Raw genomic sequence first — 17370 nt, forward strand, 5'->3', positions numbered from 1 at the left:
TTAATAATCAAAGGCTTGAGAGTTACTAACTGTTAGGGTCATTCAGATACAACGACGGCGTGGCAATCGCCACCTGCAATTGCTGCAGCAACTCCGGGCGATGGGCATGGGGCCGCAGCAGCGCCGGGCTTTTGTTGCCGAGGATGAATTCGATCTCGCGGTACTGAAACGACTGGAACCCCGACGACTGCCCCAGGAACGGGCGAATCGCCTTGTATTCCGACGGGGTCATGGTCGCCAGCACCGCCCAGGCGTGCACCAGTTGATCGAAGATCCGCGACACCCGCGCCAGCATCTTGAACGCCGGTGGCAGCTCACCCAGGCGCACATGTTCCCTGGCAGCCTTGAGTTCGTGCAGCATCAATTTCATCCACAGCTCCGAGGTCTGGTGCTGGATGATGAAGAGCATTTCGTTGTGGTCTGGCGACAGCGGGTGCTGGGCGCTGAGGACTTTGCCCAGGTCCAGGTAATCGCCATAGCTCATGGACTCGGAAAAATTCAGTTCGGCGTTATGCCATTCTTCCGGCGGTTGGTAATCAGCTGAAAAAGGACATTGGCTCATCGCGTGGGCTCCTTGAGCGGGCGGAGAATGGCGCGCACGGGGCTCGCGTCCAGGTTGGCGAAGCGCAGCGGCAGCGCGATCAGTTCATAGTCGCCCTCCGGTACGTCATCGAGCACGATGCCTTCGAGGATCGCCATGCCATGGCGCGCCACGGCGTTGTGGGAATCCATGGTCTTGGATTGTTGCGGGTCCAGGGACGGTGTATCGATACCGATCAGGCGCACCCCCAGGCTGGCCAGCAGCTCAATGGTCTGGGGGGCGATGGCGGTGAAGTTCGAATCCCAGTCGGTGAGTGGCGCTTGTGGATAAGTGCGCAGCAGCACGCGCTCCGGCAGGTTATCCACACGCCCTTGCAACTGATGGGGCTGCACCAGAGCGCCGCTGCCCAGGCAATGCAATACCCGGCACGGGCCCATGTACACATCCAGCGATACCTCGCCAATCGGCGCCCCATCGGCGCAGTAATGCAGCGGCGCATCCACATGGGCACCGGTGTGCGGCGACAGGGTGACGCGCCCCACATTTACCGGACACTCCGGGCCGAACTGCCACACGCGCTCTTCCTGGAACGGTGTATCGCCCGGCCAGGTCGGGGTGGCCGTGCTCAAGGGCGGGCTGATATCCCACCACGTTTTTATTGGTTTCATTGCAAGGCTCTCACGGGGTACTGGGGTGAATGATACGAGGGCCAGCTCTGAATTTTCTTGCGAATTCTGGCGCGCCACGGGAAATATTTCGCAGTTACTGCGAGGAAACAGCGGTTTGATGCACAGATCTGTCGCTCAGATACACCAAGACCTCCTGTGGGAGCCGGGCTTGCCCGCGATAGCGGAGTGTCAGGCAATGGAGATGCTTGTTGTGCCAGCGTCATCGCGGGCAAGCCCGGCTCCCACAGGGGACTGCGGTGTTCAGGTGACTGCGCTTCTGGGCATCCCAATGTCGAGTTCAGACCACTGGCGCAACGCCCGAGGCCTTAGGGTTGAGCTTTCCCTTCCCTGCCTCGGAGTCATCATGACCAAGCCCATCACCGTACTACGCGACACCCACCCACTGCCGGTCCTGGATGCCTGCAAATGGGAAAAGCTTGAAGGCGACCCGCACACCGTCAACCTCAACGCCTACACCAGCGAAGACGGCAGCAAGATCATGGGCACCTGGATCTGCACACCGGGCAAGTGGTACGTGGAATACGTGAAGTGGGAATACTGCCATTTCCAGGAAGGCTACTGCGTGATCACGCCTGAAGGCATGGAGCCGATCCACTTGCGGGCTGGGGATATCTTTGTGGTGGAACCGGGGATGAAAGGAACGTGGGAAGTGGTCGAGACGGTGCGTAAGTATTTTGTGTTTGCCTGACCCAGCAAAAGCTGTGGCGAGGGAGCTTGCTCCCTCGCCACAGGTTTTTATTTGGGCTTGCGATAGCTGTTGATGATCGCCGAGAAGTCCTTGCCCCCTTCCCCACGCTGGCTCATCGATTGATACAGCTGCTGGGCCACTGCGCCGAGGATCACCGGCTGGTGCACCTGGCGTGCAGCTTCGGTGGCCAGGCCCAAATCCTTGAGCATCAGGTCGGCACCAAAACCACCGGTATAGCCACGCGATGATGGCGCGGTCTCGATCACGCCTGGCCAAGGATTGTAGGTATCGGAACTCCAGCAGCGCCCCGTGGAGCTGTTGATGATGCCGGCCAGCACTTGTGTATCAATGCCAAGTGCATCGCCCAGGGCCATGGCTTCACTGACGCCGACCATGCTGATACCCAGCAGCAGGTTGTTGCAGATCTTGGCGATTTGCCCAGTGCCGACATCGCCGCAGTGCACGATATTGCGGCCCATCTGCGCCAGCACCGGTTGCAGGGTGGCGAACAGTTCCGGGTTGGCGCCAACCATAAAGGTCAGCGTCCCGGCCTGGGCACCGCCGGTACCACCGGAGACCGGCGCATCGGCCACGGCCACACCTTGTTTGGCTGCCGCAGCCGCTACTTCACGGATGGTTTGCGGGTCAATGGTGCTGCAATCCACGGCGGGGATGCCTTTGCCGATGCCGGCGAGTACACCGTCTTCATTCAGCCACACGCTGCGCACGTGGGCGGCGGCCGGCAGCATGGTAATCACCAGTTCGGCGCCCTGGGCCGCATCACGCGGCGAGCTGCTGATGGTGCCGCCCAGTTCGGCGAGTTCCTTGAGTACCGCCTGGTTCAGGTCGAACAGGTTAAGCGCGTGCCCAGCCTTGATCAGGTTGCGGGCCATGGGCGCACCCATGTTGCCCAGGCCGATAAATGCAATCTTCATGATCGTCTCCCAGGTTCAGCGCAGGTTAATGGTGGTGTTGACGCCATCGTTGACCGTGTCATCGTCGAACCAGCGGCTGGTGACGGTTTTGGTCTGAGTGTAGAACTGCACCACTTGCTTGCCGTAAGGGCCCAGGTCGCCGAGCTTGGAACCGCGGGAGCCGGTGAAGCTGAAGAACGGCACTGGCACCGGGATGGGGATGTTGATGCCGACCTGGCCCACATCGATTTCGCTCTGGAATTTACGCGCCGCCGCACCGCTCTGGGTGAACAGACCTGTGCCGTTGCCGAACGGGTTGGCGTTGACCAGGGCGATGGCTTGATCGAGGGTGTCGACTTCCAGCACCACCAGCACCGGGCCGAAGATTTCCTCGGTGTAGATGCGCATGTCGGTGGTCACGCCCGAAAAAAGAGTCGGGCCGACAAAGTTACCTTGTTCGAAGCCCGGCACCTTGATATCGCGGCCATCCAGCTCCAGCTTGGCGCCTTCTTTCACGCCGCTTTCGATCAGTTCAAGGATGCGTGCCTTGGCGCGCTTGGAAATCACCGGGCCGACATCCGTGCCGGCTTCGCTGCCTGCATTGACCTTGAGCTTTTGTGCCAACGCCTTGAGATCTGGCAGCCACTGCTTGGCCGCACCCACCAGCACCACCACCGAGGTGGCCATGCAACGCTGGCCCGCCGCGCCGAAACCGGCGCCGACCAGGGCGTTGAGGGTGTGCTCGCGGTTGGCATCCGGCAGCACCACCGCGTGGTTCTTGGCGCCCATCATCGATTGGACGCGTTTGCCGTGCTTGCCTGCCAGGTCATAGACATGGGTGCCGACGGCCGTCGAGCCGACGAAGGACACCGCCTTGATGTCTTTGTGGGTGCACAGTGCATCCACCACGCTCTTGCCGCCGTGCACCACGTTGAGCACGCCCGCCGGTACGCCGGCTTCCAGCGCCAGCTCCACCAGGAGCATGGTCGACAACGGGTCTTGCTCGGAAGGCTTGAGTACGAAGGTGTTACCGCAGGCAATCGCCATCGGGAACATCCACAGCGGAATCATCGCCGGGAAGTTGAACGGGGTGATGCCGGCGCATACGCCGATAGGCTGGCGCAGGGTGTAGGTATCCACGCCGCCGGCCACGTTCTCGGCGAACTCGCCCATTTGCAGGGTGCCGATGGAACAGGCGTGTTCGACCACTTCCAGTCCACGGAAAATATCGCCCTCGGCATCGGCAATGGTCTTGCCCTGCTCGGCGCTGAGGACTACAGCAATGCGCTTGGAATGTTCGCGGATCAAGGCTTGCAGCTTGAGCATGATGCGCATGCGCGCGCCGATCGGTGTCAGCTTCCAGGTCTGGAAAGCGCGATGGGCAGCGTCAATGGCGGCGTTGACTTCATCGGCAGTGGCGAACGGGACTTTGGCCAGCACTTGCTGAGTGGCCGGGTTGACGATGTCTTGCCACTCGGTGGTTTTGGACTCGACCCACTCGCCGTTGATCAGCAACTTGACCTGTTGCACGGAAATATCGGCAGATGCGTTCATATGGTCTCCAGAATCTTGTCGTTATGCAGAGAACCAAGGCGTTGAATCGCCTTGAAGAATGAGGCGTTCGGACTGTTTTTGGAGTATAGATGTGCAAATCTCTAATAAGAACGTACATAAAAGCCGGTCCAATATGCAAAAAAACATCACCTCCCTGGGCGCCCTGAACTGGGATGACCTGAAGTTTTTCCTCGAAGTGGCGCGCACCCGCAAGGCCAGCGTGGCCGCCAAGCGCCTGGCGGTGGACTACACCACCGTGTCGCGACGCATCAGTTCACTGGAAGTGTCCCTCGGCACGCTGCTGTTCGAAAAATCCCGGACCAACGGCTTCGTGCTCACCAGCGAAGGCCAGCGGTTGCTGGGTTATGCCGAATCCATCGAAAGCACACTGCACATGGCCTGCGAACAGGTGTCCGGGTCCGGCGTGGCACTGTCGGGCCATGTGCGCATGGGTTGCACCGAAGGCTTCGGCAGCTTCTTCGTCACCCCGCAACTGAGCCATTTCGTCGACACTTATCCCGCGATCTCGGTGGACATCCTGCCCCTGCCCCACTTCATCAGCCTGTCCAAGCGCGAAGCCGACATCGTCATCGCCCTGGAACGCCCGGAACACGGACCGTATGTGTGCTGCAAACTGTGCGACTACAAACTGCAGCTGTACGCCACCCAGGACTACCTCGACCAACACCCGCCGATTCGCACACCTGCGGACTTGGCCGAGCATCCATTTATCAGCTACGTGGATGACCTGGCGTTCAGCTCGGAGCTGCTGTACCTGGCCAACGTCGTGCCCGGCGCCAGCGCGAGTTTGCGCAGCACCAGCGTGATCGCGCAGTACGTGGCGGCGCAGCAAGGCCGGTCGATGGCGATATTGCCGTGCTTTCTGGCAGCGCAGGACCCGCGGTTGTTGCCGGTGCTGGGGGAGCAGATCGCGATTACGCGACAGTTCTGGATGTATTGCCGGGAGGATTTGAGGAAGTTGAAGCGGATTACGTTGTTGTGGGATTACATCCGGGAAGTGACGGAGCAGAATCAGGGGTTGTTGATGGGGGAGACGCGGGAGATCAGGTTTGCAGACTGAATGTGGGAGCTGGCTTGCCTGCGATAGCGGTGCATCAGCAAAAGCTATATCTACCGATCAACCGCCATCGCAGGCAAGCCAGCTCCCACATATTGAATGCATTTCAGCTGGGGGAAGCAGAACCCGCTTAGTCTGCGATTACTACAATTGACACCCGGCGATTCTCGGTGCGGCCTGCTGTGGTCGTATTCGGCGCCACCGGCTCGCTGCTGCCCAGGCCGCGCAGTTGGATGTTTTCTTCTTTCATGCCCACGCGGGTCAGCACCTTGCCCACGCTTTTGGCGCGGCGCAGGGACAGGGCCACGTTGTAGGGTTCTTTGCCGGAGGCGTCGGTGTGGCCGTCGACACGCACACGCTCGATACCCGCGCCTACCAGGGCCTGGCCGATGCGTTCGACGATGTCGGTGCTGGGTTTGTTGAGGGTTTCGACGTCACTGCCAAACAGCACTTTGCCGGACAGGCCGAAGGCCCAGCCTTCATCGGTCAGCTCGAAGCCTTGTTGTTTGAGCACGGCGACTTGCGCCGGGGTCAGGCCTTTGGGTGGCGTCTGGCAGCCGCTGAGGGCCAGGAAAGCGACGAGTAAAGAAACAAATAAAATGCGTGTGTTAGCGAACAAGGGAATCAACTCCTGTGTTGAACGTTGACGACGGGATGCTCCGACTCCGCCGTTTGCTGGCCGCCCGAGGACAATCGTTTGGCCTGGTACATCGCCGCGTCGGCGGCGTTGAGCAAGGTGCCGGGAGTGGCGCCATGCTCGGGATAAATGGCAATACCGATGCTGAGGGAGGTCAACACCTGGGTATCACCTGGCAGGGGGATCGGCATGTCCATGCTGGCAATGATTTTGTCGGCGATGCGATGGGCGTCTTCGGCCTTGTGCAGGGGCGCCAGTAATACCGCGAATTCATCACCGCCCAGGCGCGCCACCAGGTCGTCCTCGCGCAGTTGCGCCCGCACGCGGTCGGCAACGGCCACCAGCACGGCATCGCCAGCGGCATGACCGAAGCTGTCGTTGATGTCTTTGAAGCGGTCGCTGTCGAGGAACAACACCGCCACCCGCTCGTTGACCTTGGCGGCGCTGCGCAAGGCGCGGATCAGCCGGCCTTCGAAGAACGCGCGGTTGGGCAGGCCGGTGAGGCTGTCGTGGCTGGCCTGGTGGGCCAGGGTTTCGTTTTCGCTTTGCAGGTGGCTTTGCCAAGCCTCCATCTCACCGAGCAGGGCATTGAAGTCGCTGCCCAGGCTGTCGAGCTCGGCGATCTGCGCCGAGGGTACGCGGCGGTCGAAGTCTCGTTCGCTGCGGGCGGCGTGGGCGACGGCGGCCAGGCGTTGCAATGGCACGGTGATGCCATTCAATAGACGCCGCGACAGGTGCAATGCCACCCAGGCGCTGAGCGCTGTGCAGATCAAAATCCCGACCAGACCGCTGAGCAAAAAGCGCAACAGGCTGCCACCGTGGCCGACCAGGTGGATGCTGCCGACAGTTTGCCCCTGGCGCAGAATCGGCTGGCTGATGGGCTGTTCGAGCAGGGCGTGCGCTATTTGCAGCTCGACCCGTGACAACATGCCGGTTTCCGGGCGAACCCAGCGCGCCAGCAGCTTGCCGTTGATATCAAATACTTCTGCCTGGGCCACTTCTTCGGTGGAGGCAATCAGGCTCAGGGCTTCGGTGGCCGCCGCGCTATCGTTGAACACCACGGCCGCTTCCACGGTGTAGTTGATGGAGCGGGCGATCAGGTGCAGGTTGTGCTCGGCGTAAACCCGCAGGGCCAGCACGCCGAGCAGAGTCAGGGAAACACTGGCCAGGGTCACCGCTACCAGCGCCAGGATCATATGCCCGCGGGCAATCACCGAACGCAGGGTCGGCCGCACTTTATCGCGGCTCATGAGCCAGGCGCTCGACGGCGAGACAACTGCAACACACTGGGATGGATACGCACGCCGCTGCGGGCGACGGAATCCAGATTGACCTCGAATGACACCTGCTCATCGCTGACCCGCAGGCAGAACAGGCTGCCCACCGTGCATTGGTCGCCCCCTTCGCTGATGCTGAGCACAGGGTGACCAATCAACGAAGTAAACAGGCGGTTGCGTTCGTCAGGCGTGATTTTGCCGATGTAGATGGCGTCGCAGGCATTGACGATATCCGGATGATCGACCAGCAGGCGCCGCACCCGCACCGGACGACCGGTGGCCTGGGTAGTGCCTTTGACCAGGTCATCGGTGTACTGAGTCGGCCCGACAATGCACAGCCGCAATTGCGCAGGCTCCACCGGCCACCGCGCGTAGCTGAGAATACCCAGCACGACCTGGGTGACCGCCTGGGCGCGCTGCTCGGCGAGGCTGGGCGTCTGCGCCCATACCTGCGGCGCGAGCAGGCACAGAACCGCCACCCGCAACATGCGTCTCCAGCTCAAACTGCGCTCTGTGGGCGAGACAGCCACGTTCATGCAGCACTTCTCTCAGGTATTTTCCAGGGTGATGCCGCAACGATAGCACAGCGGCGGGAACCCCCGCGCAGCACGGCTGGCACGGGGCCTACTATTTTTTCAGAAAAATCAGACATCTGAATCAGAAATATTTCATGACCTATCAGTCAGTTTTTTCCGGTGCGGCGTCCAACTCCAGCATCAACCCGCTCAAACGCTTGACCTTGCGCCGTACCGCCTCTTCAAACACGCCACCCCGGGGCTCGATCAAGCTGAACCAGCGCTTGGCGCGGGTAATACCGGTATAGATCAATTCTTTGGTCAGCACCGGGTTCAAAGCATCCGGCAGGATCAGCGCCGTATGGATGAACTCCGAGCCCTGGGATTTGTGTACGGTCATCGCATACACGGTTTCGACATCATTCAAGCGGCTGGGCAGCACGAAACGTACGCCACCCTGGCCATCGTTACGTGGGAAGGCCACGCGTAGCACGTGGGGGCCGCCATCGCTTTCGGGCAGTTTCAGCGCGATGCCGATGTCGCCGTTCATCAGGCCCAAGCCATAGTCGTTACGGGTCATCAAGACCGGACGGCCCTCGTACCACTGCTCGTCGCCTTCGATCAGGCGGACTTTGCGCAGGGCCGCGGTGATGCGCTGGTTCAGCCCTTCAACCCCCCAGGGCCCTTTGCGCACGGCACAGAGCAATTGGAACGCATCAAAGGCTTGCAACAATTGTTGCGCCCAATAGGTCCAGGCCGGGTCATCGCGCGGCGTATCCAGAGGTGGACGTGCCGATTGCAGCAGGTTCAGGTAGTAGCGATAACCCTGGGCGCCGTCGCCCTGCCCGTCCAGCACCAAGCGCTCAAGGGCGTGGTCATGCTCGCCCTTGAGGCTTAGGCAAAACAGGTCGTCATGACGGCGCGCGGCCAGCAACTGACGAGCCTCTTCGGCATTCTGCTGGTTGACCCAGCGCGCCAGTTGGCCGATGCCGCTGCCTTCGCCGAAACGACGCGAATAGCGCAGCATCACCACCTGCTGGGCCAGGGGATGACGGGCATCGAGGTCTTCTTGCAGGCCGCTGGCACTGAGGTCTTCGCCGCTGACCGCTTGCAGCCATTGCAGAGTCTGCGGGCTGTACCAGCCGGCTTCGGCGTCACGGCACAAATCGTCGAGTACCGCACCGGCCTCCACCGACGCCAACTGGTCCTTGTCGCCCAGCAATACCAGACGCGCATGGGGCGGCAAGGCATCGAGCAGGTTGGCCATCATTTCCAGGTCAATCATCGAGGCTTCATCCACCACCAGCACGTCCAGCGGCAATGGATTACCCAAGTGATGCCGGAAGTGGCGGGTGCCCGGACGGCTGCCCAACAGGCGATGAACCGTGGTGACCTGGGTCGGGATTTTTTCCCGCACGTCGTCGGGCACTGTCAGTGACAGCACTTGCTGGCTGATGGATTCGGTCAGGCGCGCAGCGGCTTTACCGGTGGGCGCAGCCAGGCGAATACGCAACGGGCTGCCGGACTCCACAGCGGGTGCCTGCAACAACGCGAGCAGGCGCACCACGGTGGTGGTCTTGCCGGTGCCGGGGCCGCCGGTGACGATACTGAAGGCGCCGCGGGTTGCCAGGGCACAGGCAAGCTTTTGCCAGTCAATTACACCGTCGGGCGCCGGTTGGTCGAACAGGCGGTTGAGGCGTTGTGGCAAATCGGCAGCTGCGGGCTCCACGTTCGCAAGGCGCAGGCGCAGGGCGCGGTCGATACGTCGCTCGTAGGTCCAGTAGCGGCGCAGGTACAGGCGCTTGCCAGACAACACCAACGGACGACTCTGGGCCGCGTCGCTGCCATCGACCGCCAGCGCTACCAATGGGCTGCACGCCAGGGCATGGCACCAATGGGCACCGTCCAGGTCGTGCAGCAATTGCGACGGCAGCAGCATGGCGCCAGTGTGCAGGTCGCCTTCGGGCGGCAATGACAGGGCGAAGTCCGGCGCCTTGAGGGTTTCGAACAGGTCAAGGCAGACGTGACCATGGCCCAGTTGATGGCTGGTCAAGGCGGCCGCCAACAAGACCAAGGGGTCGGCCTGGGCGTCAAGCTCATGCAGGAAGCCGACGAAGGCTTTGTCCAGGGCCCGCAACCAGCCACGCTCGACCCAACGCTCAAGCAACTGCACCAGGTCGGTGGCGCGACTCAGCGGTGCCAGCTCCTCTAGCGGTAACGGCGACAGGCTCATAGCAACACTCCTTGTTCCCAGACGGGCTCGACCTTGGGCGGGATAGGCTTGCCCTGGAACAGCAGATCCAGACTTTCGATCAGCTCGCGGGGCGGCCGGGTAAAATACGCCCCCTGGCTCACCGACTGGGTGCCACGCAGAAACAGGTACAGGGCGCCGCCGACGTGCTGGTCGTAGTCATAATCAGGCAGGCGCGCCTTGAGCTGGCGGTGCAGGGCCAGCAGGTAAAGTACGTATTGCAGGTCGTACCGATGCTCAAGAATCGAGTGCTCCATGGCTTGCTGGGTGTAGGCCGAATCGTCGGGGCCGAGCCAATTGGATTTGTAGTCCGCCACGTAGTAGCGGCCATCGTGTTCGAACGTCAGGTCGATAAACCCCTTGAACATGCCGTTGAGCAGCACCGGCTCAGCGGCCACACGGGAAACACCGCCGTGGGTGTGCAGGCACACCAGTTTGTCGAGGGCCAGCACATCGACTGTGTGACTGGCGAACCAGAACTCCATTTCGATCTGGTACTGCTGAAGGCCGCTTAAGGTCACGTGGTCGTTGTACAGCGGCAACGGCGTTTGCAACAGATGACCCAGCCAGCCGCTGAGGGTGACGATCCAGCCTTCCCAGTTGCGGCGGTTACAACGTGCGCCCACGGCTTTTTCGATGGCCTCGGGCGTCACGTTGAAACCCTCTTCACCGGCCCACTCCAACAAGCCGTGGAGGAAGGTGCCTGGATTAGGACCGCGTGGGAAACGATGAATATCACCGCCGGACGCCGCCACTTCCCGTGGCGCATCGGGGTCGAGGCGTTCGTCATCGAACAGTTTCTGGGCCTGGGGGCTTTCCGGTGCTTCAAGACTGGCGGCGCTCATGCTGTCGCCAATGCGCAAGGCACTGTAGGAAGCAATCCACCAGTTTTCCGTGGCCTTACGTTCAGGCAGCAATGGTGCGAGCAGGGTCGCTTGATTGCGCGGCGGGTGGAACAGGATGTCTTGGGCGTCCGGCACATGGTCATAACCGATGGCCGCGCAGCCTTGCTGCAAGTCCAGCAACCAGCGCGCCAGACCCGCTGATTCGCCTAACGACGCGCCAGCACCAAGCAAATAGCCCAACGCCGACAGGTGCAAGACCGAGCTGCTGTTATTGCCGCGCTTGAGGTCGGCGATGCCTAGCCAGCAGGCGTGTTTGGCGCGGGTCAAGGCCACATAGAACAAACGCAGGTCTTCGGCCAGGCGCTCATCGTCGGCTTGGGCGATCAGCTCGACCGTGGGTCGCAGGCTGACGTGGGACTTGCCCTGTCCATCGTGGTAATGCAGCGGCAAGCGACTGCCGTCCACAGGCTTGGCCGAACAGATGAACGGCAAGAACACCAGGTCGTATTCCAGGCCCTTGGATTTGTGGATGGTCACCACTTTGACCAGTTGCTCGTCGCTTTCCAGGCGCAGGATCTGCTCTTCACCGGCCTGTCCCGACAGCGCCAGATGCTCGGCCAAATGACGGATCAACGCCTGCTCGCCATCCAGTTCCGAGGCGGCCTGTTGCAACAATTCACTGAGGTGCAACAGGTTGGTCAGCACCCGCTCGCCATCACTGCGGGCGATGAGGGTTTGCGGCAGCTTGAAGTCGTGGAGCAGGCGACGCAGCATCGGCAACACGCCTTGGGTACGCCAGATGGCACGGTAGCCACGGAACTGCATCACCCGTGATTCCCACGCCAGTTCGTCCTGATTCAGACGCTCCAGCTCCGATAGGGACAGGTTCAGGGTGACGCAGGCCAGGGCGGCACGCAGCGGGCGTTCGACATCGGGTTCGGCGCAAGCCTTCAACCAGGCCAACAGGTCATGGGCTTCCTGGGCGGCAAACACCGAGTCTTTATCCGACAGGTACACACTGCGCACGCCACGGCGGGCCAGTTCGGCACGCACGGCCTGGGCTTCCTTGCCATCGCGCACGAGGATGGCGATGTCTGACGGCAACACGCCCTTGAGGTTACCCTCTATTACAAAGCCCGCCGTGCCTTGCTGCCCACCGTTGAGCAGCGCAACGATTTGCGTGGCGCAGGCGGCGGCCAGGTGTTGACGGTAAACCACGTTGGAAATCGGCTGGTCGGTGGGCAGGTGCCAAAGGTTCATGGCCGGCATTGGTTGGCCGTCGACCTGCAGGTGTTCGCTGCGGCCTTGGGACAGCACCGGGTGAAACGGCACCGGGTTATCCCCATTGGGCTCACGGAACAGGAACGCACCACGACCGGTCTCCGCACGCTGGAACACGTGATTCACCGCCTCGACCATCGCATGGCTGGAGCGGAAGTTGGTGCCCAGGGTGTGATGACGGCCGGTGGTGGATTGCCGGGCGCGCAGGTAGGTGTAGATGTCGGCGCCGCGAAAGGCGTAGATCGCCTGCTTGGGGTCGCCGATCAGGAACAGGCCGCTGTCGAGGTGGTTTTCTTCGATGCGGTAGATGCTGTCGAAGATGCTGTATTGCACCGGGTCGGTGTCCTGGAATTCATCGATCAGGGCCACCGGGAATTGCTCGCGGATCACGCTGGCCAGGCGCTCGCCACCGTCTGCCTGGAGGGCGGCGTTGAGGCGGATCAGCATGTCGTCAAACCCCATCTCGGCGCGGCGACGTTTCTCTTCCTCGAAGCGTTTGCCGACCCAGCCGGCAGCGTGTTGCAGCACCGCCGCGTCGGGCGTTGGCAAGGCGTCGAGGCTGGCTTTGAGGCTGGCCATGGCCTCGATGCCAGGGTGCTGCGGCGGCTCGCCTTTCCACGCTTCGGCCATGCCGTCAGGCGTCAGGCGGGTGAAGCCGGTGCCGATGTCCAGTTCTTCCAGGGTTTCGTCAGCGGCCCAGGCGCTGATCTTTTCGAACCAGGGCTCGAAGTAGCGCGCTTGCATCTTGCGCCCATCGACCGCCTTGGCGGCCACGGCTTGCAGGCAGATATCCCGCAGCTCGGCGGCCCATTGTTGCCAGGGTGCCTTGAGAGCAACCAGCGCGGCACGACGTTCTTGCAGGCAGGCGGTGATCAGTTCGGCTGGCTCGCGGGTTTCGTCGGTGGGCCGCTCGCTGCCGAACAACGCACGCACCCGTGGCATCAGCGCCGCGGGGCCGCCCCAATGGTTGCGCACCCAGTTGAGGGCATCGTCGTGCATTGGGTAGCAGAACAATCGCCAGTAGTCGCGCAGCACTTCGCCCAGCAGGTCGCTATGGTCAGTTTCCAGGGTCTGGGTGAACAGGCTGCCGCTGTCGAACGCATGTTCGCGCAGCATGCGCTGGCACCAACTGTGGATCGTCGAGACGGCGGCTTCATCCATCCATTGGGCGGCGATGTCCAGCCGATTGGCGCAGGCGGGCCATTGCTGCGGTTCATATTGCTCACGCAGGTCGGCAATCAGCGCATCAGGCTGCTCGATTTCGTCACGGAAAAAGCGCGCGGCTTCGGCCAGGCGGATGCGGATGCGTTCACGCAGCTCCTTGGTGGCGGCGTCGGTGAACGTCACCACGAGGATTTGCGGTGGCAGCAGTTCGCGGCCGAAACCGGACTCACCACCGCCGTGGCCGAGCACCAGGCGCAGGTACAAGGCGGAGATGGTGAAGGTCTTGCCGGTGCCGGCACTGGCTTCAATCAACTGGCTGCCTTTGAGCGGGAACGCCAGGGCCAAGGGTTTGCCGATCATGCGTCAGCCTCCGTGCTGGAAAGCGATCGCCAGGGGGCGTTGATCAGCGGGCGATACAGGGTTTCGCACCAGCCTTCGAACTCTTCACTGGCGACCAGGGCCGCGTAGTCGGGAAATTGCCGCGTAAGGGCAGGCGTTTCGCGGCGTTCGCCGTCTGTGGTGATGCCATCGCCTTCATAGGCTTTGCTCGCTGCCGCTTGGGCCTTGGCGGGGTCAGTCTGGCCGAGCCAGGCGAACGCGGTTTTCACCGCGACCGGTAGCGGCGCGCTCATTCCCGTGTGCCAGGCCAACAGCAGGTTACCGAGGATGTCCTCGGCGCCGGCCTTGTCCAGTGGGGCCAACAACAAGGTGTCGTCACTGGCTACAAGGCCGGTGCTCAAGGGCAGGCCACAGGCGCAGGCCACCACGTGATTGACCCAAGGGCGGATGAGGCGGTGCCACTTGCGTGTCTTGATCGAGCCAATACTGTTGGGGATGGTGGTGACGCTTAACAGTCCGCCATCACTGCGTCGGTGCAGACCGCTGATCCAACCTTCCAGCTGGATACCTTGGTACGCAAAGCTGATCGGTTCAGCGCCAGTATGCGGGGTGGGCCACAGCGCTAGAAGGTGTTGATAGCGTTGCACCAGGTCCGGCAACGGCTCGATCAACTCGTTACGCAGGCATTCACCGAAACCGACCATCGGCAGCAGGCCGCTGCCTTGCAGGCGCAGGGCCTGGGCGTTGAGCGCCTGATCGAGTTGGTCGGGTTGGGTGAGGGCCGCGTTCAGCAGGCTGTCGCTTAAGCTGTAGCGTTGCAATGCGTCCAGCACGAAGGGTTCTTCATCAGCCAGGGGCACTTCAGCGGCTTCGAAGAATACTTTCAGGCGCTGGCTGAAGAAGTGTTTGACCGGATTGCGCAGGAAGTCCTGTAACTGGCCAAGGCTCAGGGGTTCTTCCTGTTGGTGAGGGGTCAAGCCTTGCTCTTGGGTGATGACCGCCGGTGCCTGATGCAGCAATTGCCATTCGCGGGCATAGCTGAACAGCGAATCGCCTTCGTGGAAGTAGCGTGCGCTGAAGGGTTGCAGCGGGTGCTCTTGGGTCATTGCGTCGAGCAGCGGCTGATCATTGTTGGCGTGCTGCCAGCCGCTGGCCAAGTGGTCGCGCAGTTGGCCGATCAGTACCGAGGCCGGGCGATCACTGTTGTCACGGATGCTGCGGCCTACCCAGCTGATATACAGCTGGTCACGGGCTGACAGCAGCGCTTCGAGCAGTAAGTAGCGGTCGTCTTCACGGCGAGAACGGTCGCCGGGGCGGTAATCGCTGCCCATCAGGTCAAAATCCAGGGGTGGCTGGGCCCGCGGGTAATCGCCGTCGTTCATGCCGAGCAGGCAGACCAGCTTGAACGGGATCGCACGCATGGGCATGAGCGTACAGAAATTGACCGCTCCCGCCAGGAAGCGCTGGGACAGGCGCCCCTGATCCAATCCGGCAAGCCATGCCTCACGTACTACCGTAAGGGGTAACTCGTCTTGCAAGCCGACGGATTCGCAGGTTTCCAGCCAGGTTTCTCTTAGCTGTTCGAGCTGGCCCAGCAGGTAGTCATCGTGCTCGCTGCTGGGCAGGAAAAACAGCTGCATCAACCGTTGTAGACGCTCGCCCCAGGCCTGTGGCGCGGCGGGTTCCGATAGCGCTTGATGGGCATCGTGCAAGGCGTCGAGCAAGCCGACCAGCGGGCCGATCAAGGCCGCATCGAGGCCACCGATTTCGTCATAAGGTTCAATACCGTCGCAGGCCGTGCCGGTGCCGACGGCATAGCCCAGCAGCATACGGCGCAGGCCGAATCGCCAGCTGTTCTGCTCCAGTTCCGCGGGCAGACCCAAACCGGCGCGTTGCTCGGCATTCAGGCCCCAGCGGATGCCGGCCCCTTCGATCCAGCGATGCAAGGTGGGCAGGTCACGCTCTTTGATGGCGAAGCGTTCGCGCAGGGCCGGGACGTCGAGCAGATCGAGGATTTCGCTGACGGGGAAGCGGCTGTCGGGGAGTTTGAGCAGGTGCTCCACAGCAATCAACAGCGGGTCGCGGCCACGTTGACCTTGGTCTGTGAGGGTGAAGGGGATAAAGCGTGGGTCATGGCGTTCGAGCTGGCCGAAGACCGCGCGAATATGCGGTGCGTAGCTGTCGACGTCGGGGACCATGACGATGATATCCCGAGGGCGCAAGGTGGGGTCGGCGCTGAAGCGATGAAGTAATTGGTCGTGGAGGATTTCTACTTCGCGCTGGGCGCTGTGGGCGATATGGAAACGGATCGAAGTATCGCGTTGCAAGTCGACAGCGGGCCACCGTTCACGGGTTTCATTCAACGGGCGCAGTTCAAGGATATCGTCCTGGAGTTGGTTGAGCAGCGTGGTGGGTTCGCTGTCGCTGAACAGGTCGATACGACCGTCGCGAAATGCGGCGCGGTAGCTGTTGGGATCATCGTAGCTGTCCAGCAGACTGATGTAATCACGGCCCTGCTTGCCCCAGGCAGCGAGCAGCGGATGGGCGTGCTGGTGCAAAGTTTGTGGGTCGATAGTGACGGGCATGCCCGCTTTGCGCGCCTGGCGTTTGTATTCGTTACGCAGCAAGTCTTTGTCGGCGACGATGTCCGACCAATGATGGCGGCAGGGGTTATGCACGCAGAGCAGGACCTGGCTGAAACGGGCCAGACCCGCCAAGGCTTCCAGCGCCTGGGCCGGCAGCGATGAGATGCCGAAGACGATCACCCGGGGAGGCAAGCCGGGCGGTGCTTGTTCAAGGCTGTTGATGCGCTCGATGAAACGCTGATGTACACCGGCCCGACTTTCGGCCATGCCTGCTTCACCCACATCCAGCAGCAGCGCGCGCCACAGCTCGGCTTGCCAGCAGTTGGCTGGGTTGAGCGGTTTGGACTCACCTCGACCATTGCGCAGTTGATGCCGGCCTGCGGCCCAATCCTCCAGCCAGTCGGCACGGTAGACCTGGTATTGGTCGAAGAGGTCAGCCAGGCGCTCGGCGAGTTGGTAGCGTTTGCGCAGGTCGGTGTCTTGCGTCAGGAAGCGTTGCAGAGGTTCGAAGTGCGGTTGGTCGATCAGCTCGGGTAACAGACGCATGAGGCGCCAGGTCAGCGGGGCTTTATCAAGCAGGGACTTGGGCGGGATTTCGTCGCGGCCCAGGACCATGCGATAGAGCTGCCACATAAAGCTGCCAGGCAGTTGTACGTCGATGGCTGCGGCAATGCCACAGCCGCCCATATCATCTTCTTGCGGATCTTCAGCCAAGGCCAGCTTCAGCCACTGGGCGATGCCGTTACTTTGTACCAGGGCGATTTCGTTTTCCAAAGGCGCCAGTGGGTAACGGCGCATCCAACTGACCACCAGGCTGCGCAGTTCGTCCAGGCGGTTGCCGTGAACCACCATGAATCCAGGGCTGAGGGACGTCGCGTCCGGCATAACGGCTTCCTTGGGAAAAGCAAAATCGAGGGGTGGACTTTAGCACTGTGGCGCACGGGGCGGGCACAGCCTGACAGGCGTGCGGGGACAAGGCGGACACTTTTCGAGCGCCCAAAACAAAACCCCA

The 17370-nt window shown here is 61.9% G+C and carries 11 protein-coding genes and 1 pseudogene; 2 read left to right on the forward strand and 10 right to left on the reverse strand.

The window, feature by feature from the left end:
- Positions 1-46: 46 nt before the first annotated feature.
- Positions 47-562, reverse strand: a pseudogene (locus tag AC4PS6_RS20560) (tryptophan 2,3-dioxygenase); the annotation flags it as partial.
- Positions 559-1209 carry an arylformamidase gene (gene kynB, locus AC4PS6_RS20565; protein WP_060768079.1) on the reverse strand — a complete coding sequence of 217 codons (651 nt, stop codon included), beginning with the start codon at positions 1207-1209 and terminating at the stop codon, positions 559-561. The pseudogene AC4PS6_RS20560 and the gene kynB, both read right to left, overlap by 4 nt.
- Before the next feature lie 364 nt (positions 1210-1573).
- Here kynB and AC4PS6_RS20570 point away from each other — a divergent pair, with 364 nt between their 5' ends.
- Positions 1574-1918: a cupin domain-containing protein gene (locus tag AC4PS6_RS20570; protein WP_019817873.1), complete on the forward strand. Its 345-nt coding sequence runs from the start codon at positions 1574-1576 to the stop codon at positions 1916-1918.
- A gap of 47 nt (positions 1919-1965) precedes the next feature.
- Here the strand turns inward: AC4PS6_RS20570 and mmsB are convergent, their stop codons facing one another.
- Both mmsB and AC4PS6_RS20580 read right to left on the reverse strand, forming a co-directional pair.
- On the reverse strand, positions 1966-2853 hold the full coding sequence (gene mmsB, locus AC4PS6_RS20575; RefSeq protein WP_103452051.1) for a 3-hydroxyisobutyrate dehydrogenase: 888 nt from the start codon (positions 2851-2853) through the stop codon (positions 1966-1968).
- A gap of 15 nt (positions 2854-2868) precedes the next feature.
- The gene (locus AC4PS6_RS20580) at positions 2869-4386 is read right to left on the reverse strand and encodes a CoA-acylating methylmalonate-semialdehyde dehydrogenase (RefSeq protein ID WP_014719917.1); all 1518 of its coding nucleotides are present in this window, start codon (positions 4384-4386) and stop codon (positions 2869-2871) included.
- A gap of 133 nt (positions 4387-4519) precedes the next feature.
- On the opposite strand from AC4PS6_RS20580, the gene AC4PS6_RS20585 reads away from it, so the two are divergent.
- Positions 4520-5467 (forward strand): LysR family transcriptional regulator, encoded by a 948-nt coding sequence (locus tag AC4PS6_RS20585; RefSeq protein WP_014719918.1) that lies wholly within the window; start codon positions 4520-4522, stop codon positions 5465-5467.
- Positions 5468-5594: 127 nt separating this feature from the next.
- Here the strand turns inward: AC4PS6_RS20585 and yfiB are convergent, their stop codons facing one another.
- From yfiB to recC, 6 genes are all read right to left on the reverse strand, one after another.
- The gene (gene yfiB / locus AC4PS6_RS20590) at positions 5595-6083 is read right to left on the reverse strand and encodes an outer membrane lipoprotein YfiB (RefSeq protein ID WP_014719919.1); all 489 of its coding nucleotides are present in this window, start codon (positions 6081-6083) and stop codon (positions 5595-5597) included.
- 5 nt (positions 6084-6088) lie between these two features.
- The gene (gene dgcN, locus AC4PS6_RS20595) at positions 6089-7351 is read right to left on the reverse strand and encodes a diguanylate cyclase DgcN/YfiN (protein ID WP_020302524.1); all 1263 of its coding nucleotides are present in this window, start codon (positions 7349-7351) and stop codon (positions 6089-6091) included.
- Positions 7348-7914, reverse strand: a complete 567-nt coding sequence (gene yfiR / locus AC4PS6_RS20600; protein WP_014719921.1) for a regulatory sequestration protein YfiR — start codon at positions 7912-7914, stop codon at positions 7348-7350. The genes dgcN and yfiR overlap by 4 nt, the downstream gene beginning before the upstream one ends.
- 142 nt (positions 7915-8056) lie before the next feature.
- Entirely contained in the window at positions 8057-10126 is a 2070-nt protein-coding gene (recD, locus tag AC4PS6_RS20605; protein ID WP_492180959.1) for an exodeoxyribonuclease V subunit alpha, read from the reverse strand.
- Positions 10123-13794 carry an exodeoxyribonuclease V subunit beta gene (gene recB / locus AC4PS6_RS20610; protein ID WP_492180960.1) on the reverse strand — a complete coding sequence of 1224 codons (3672 nt, stop codon included), beginning with the start codon at positions 13792-13794 and terminating at the stop codon, positions 10123-10125. The genes recD and recB overlap by 4 nt, the downstream gene beginning before the upstream one ends.
- Complete coding sequence (gene recC / locus AC4PS6_RS20615) at positions 13791-17243, reverse strand: exodeoxyribonuclease V subunit gamma (protein ID WP_020302528.1); 3453 nt, start codon at positions 17241-17243, stop codon at positions 13791-13793. The genes recB and recC overlap by 4 nt, the downstream gene beginning before the upstream one ends.
- Between the last annotated feature and the right edge of the window lie 127 nt (positions 17244-17370).

Source organism: Pseudomonas sp. DW-iso17 (assembly GCF_058725345.1).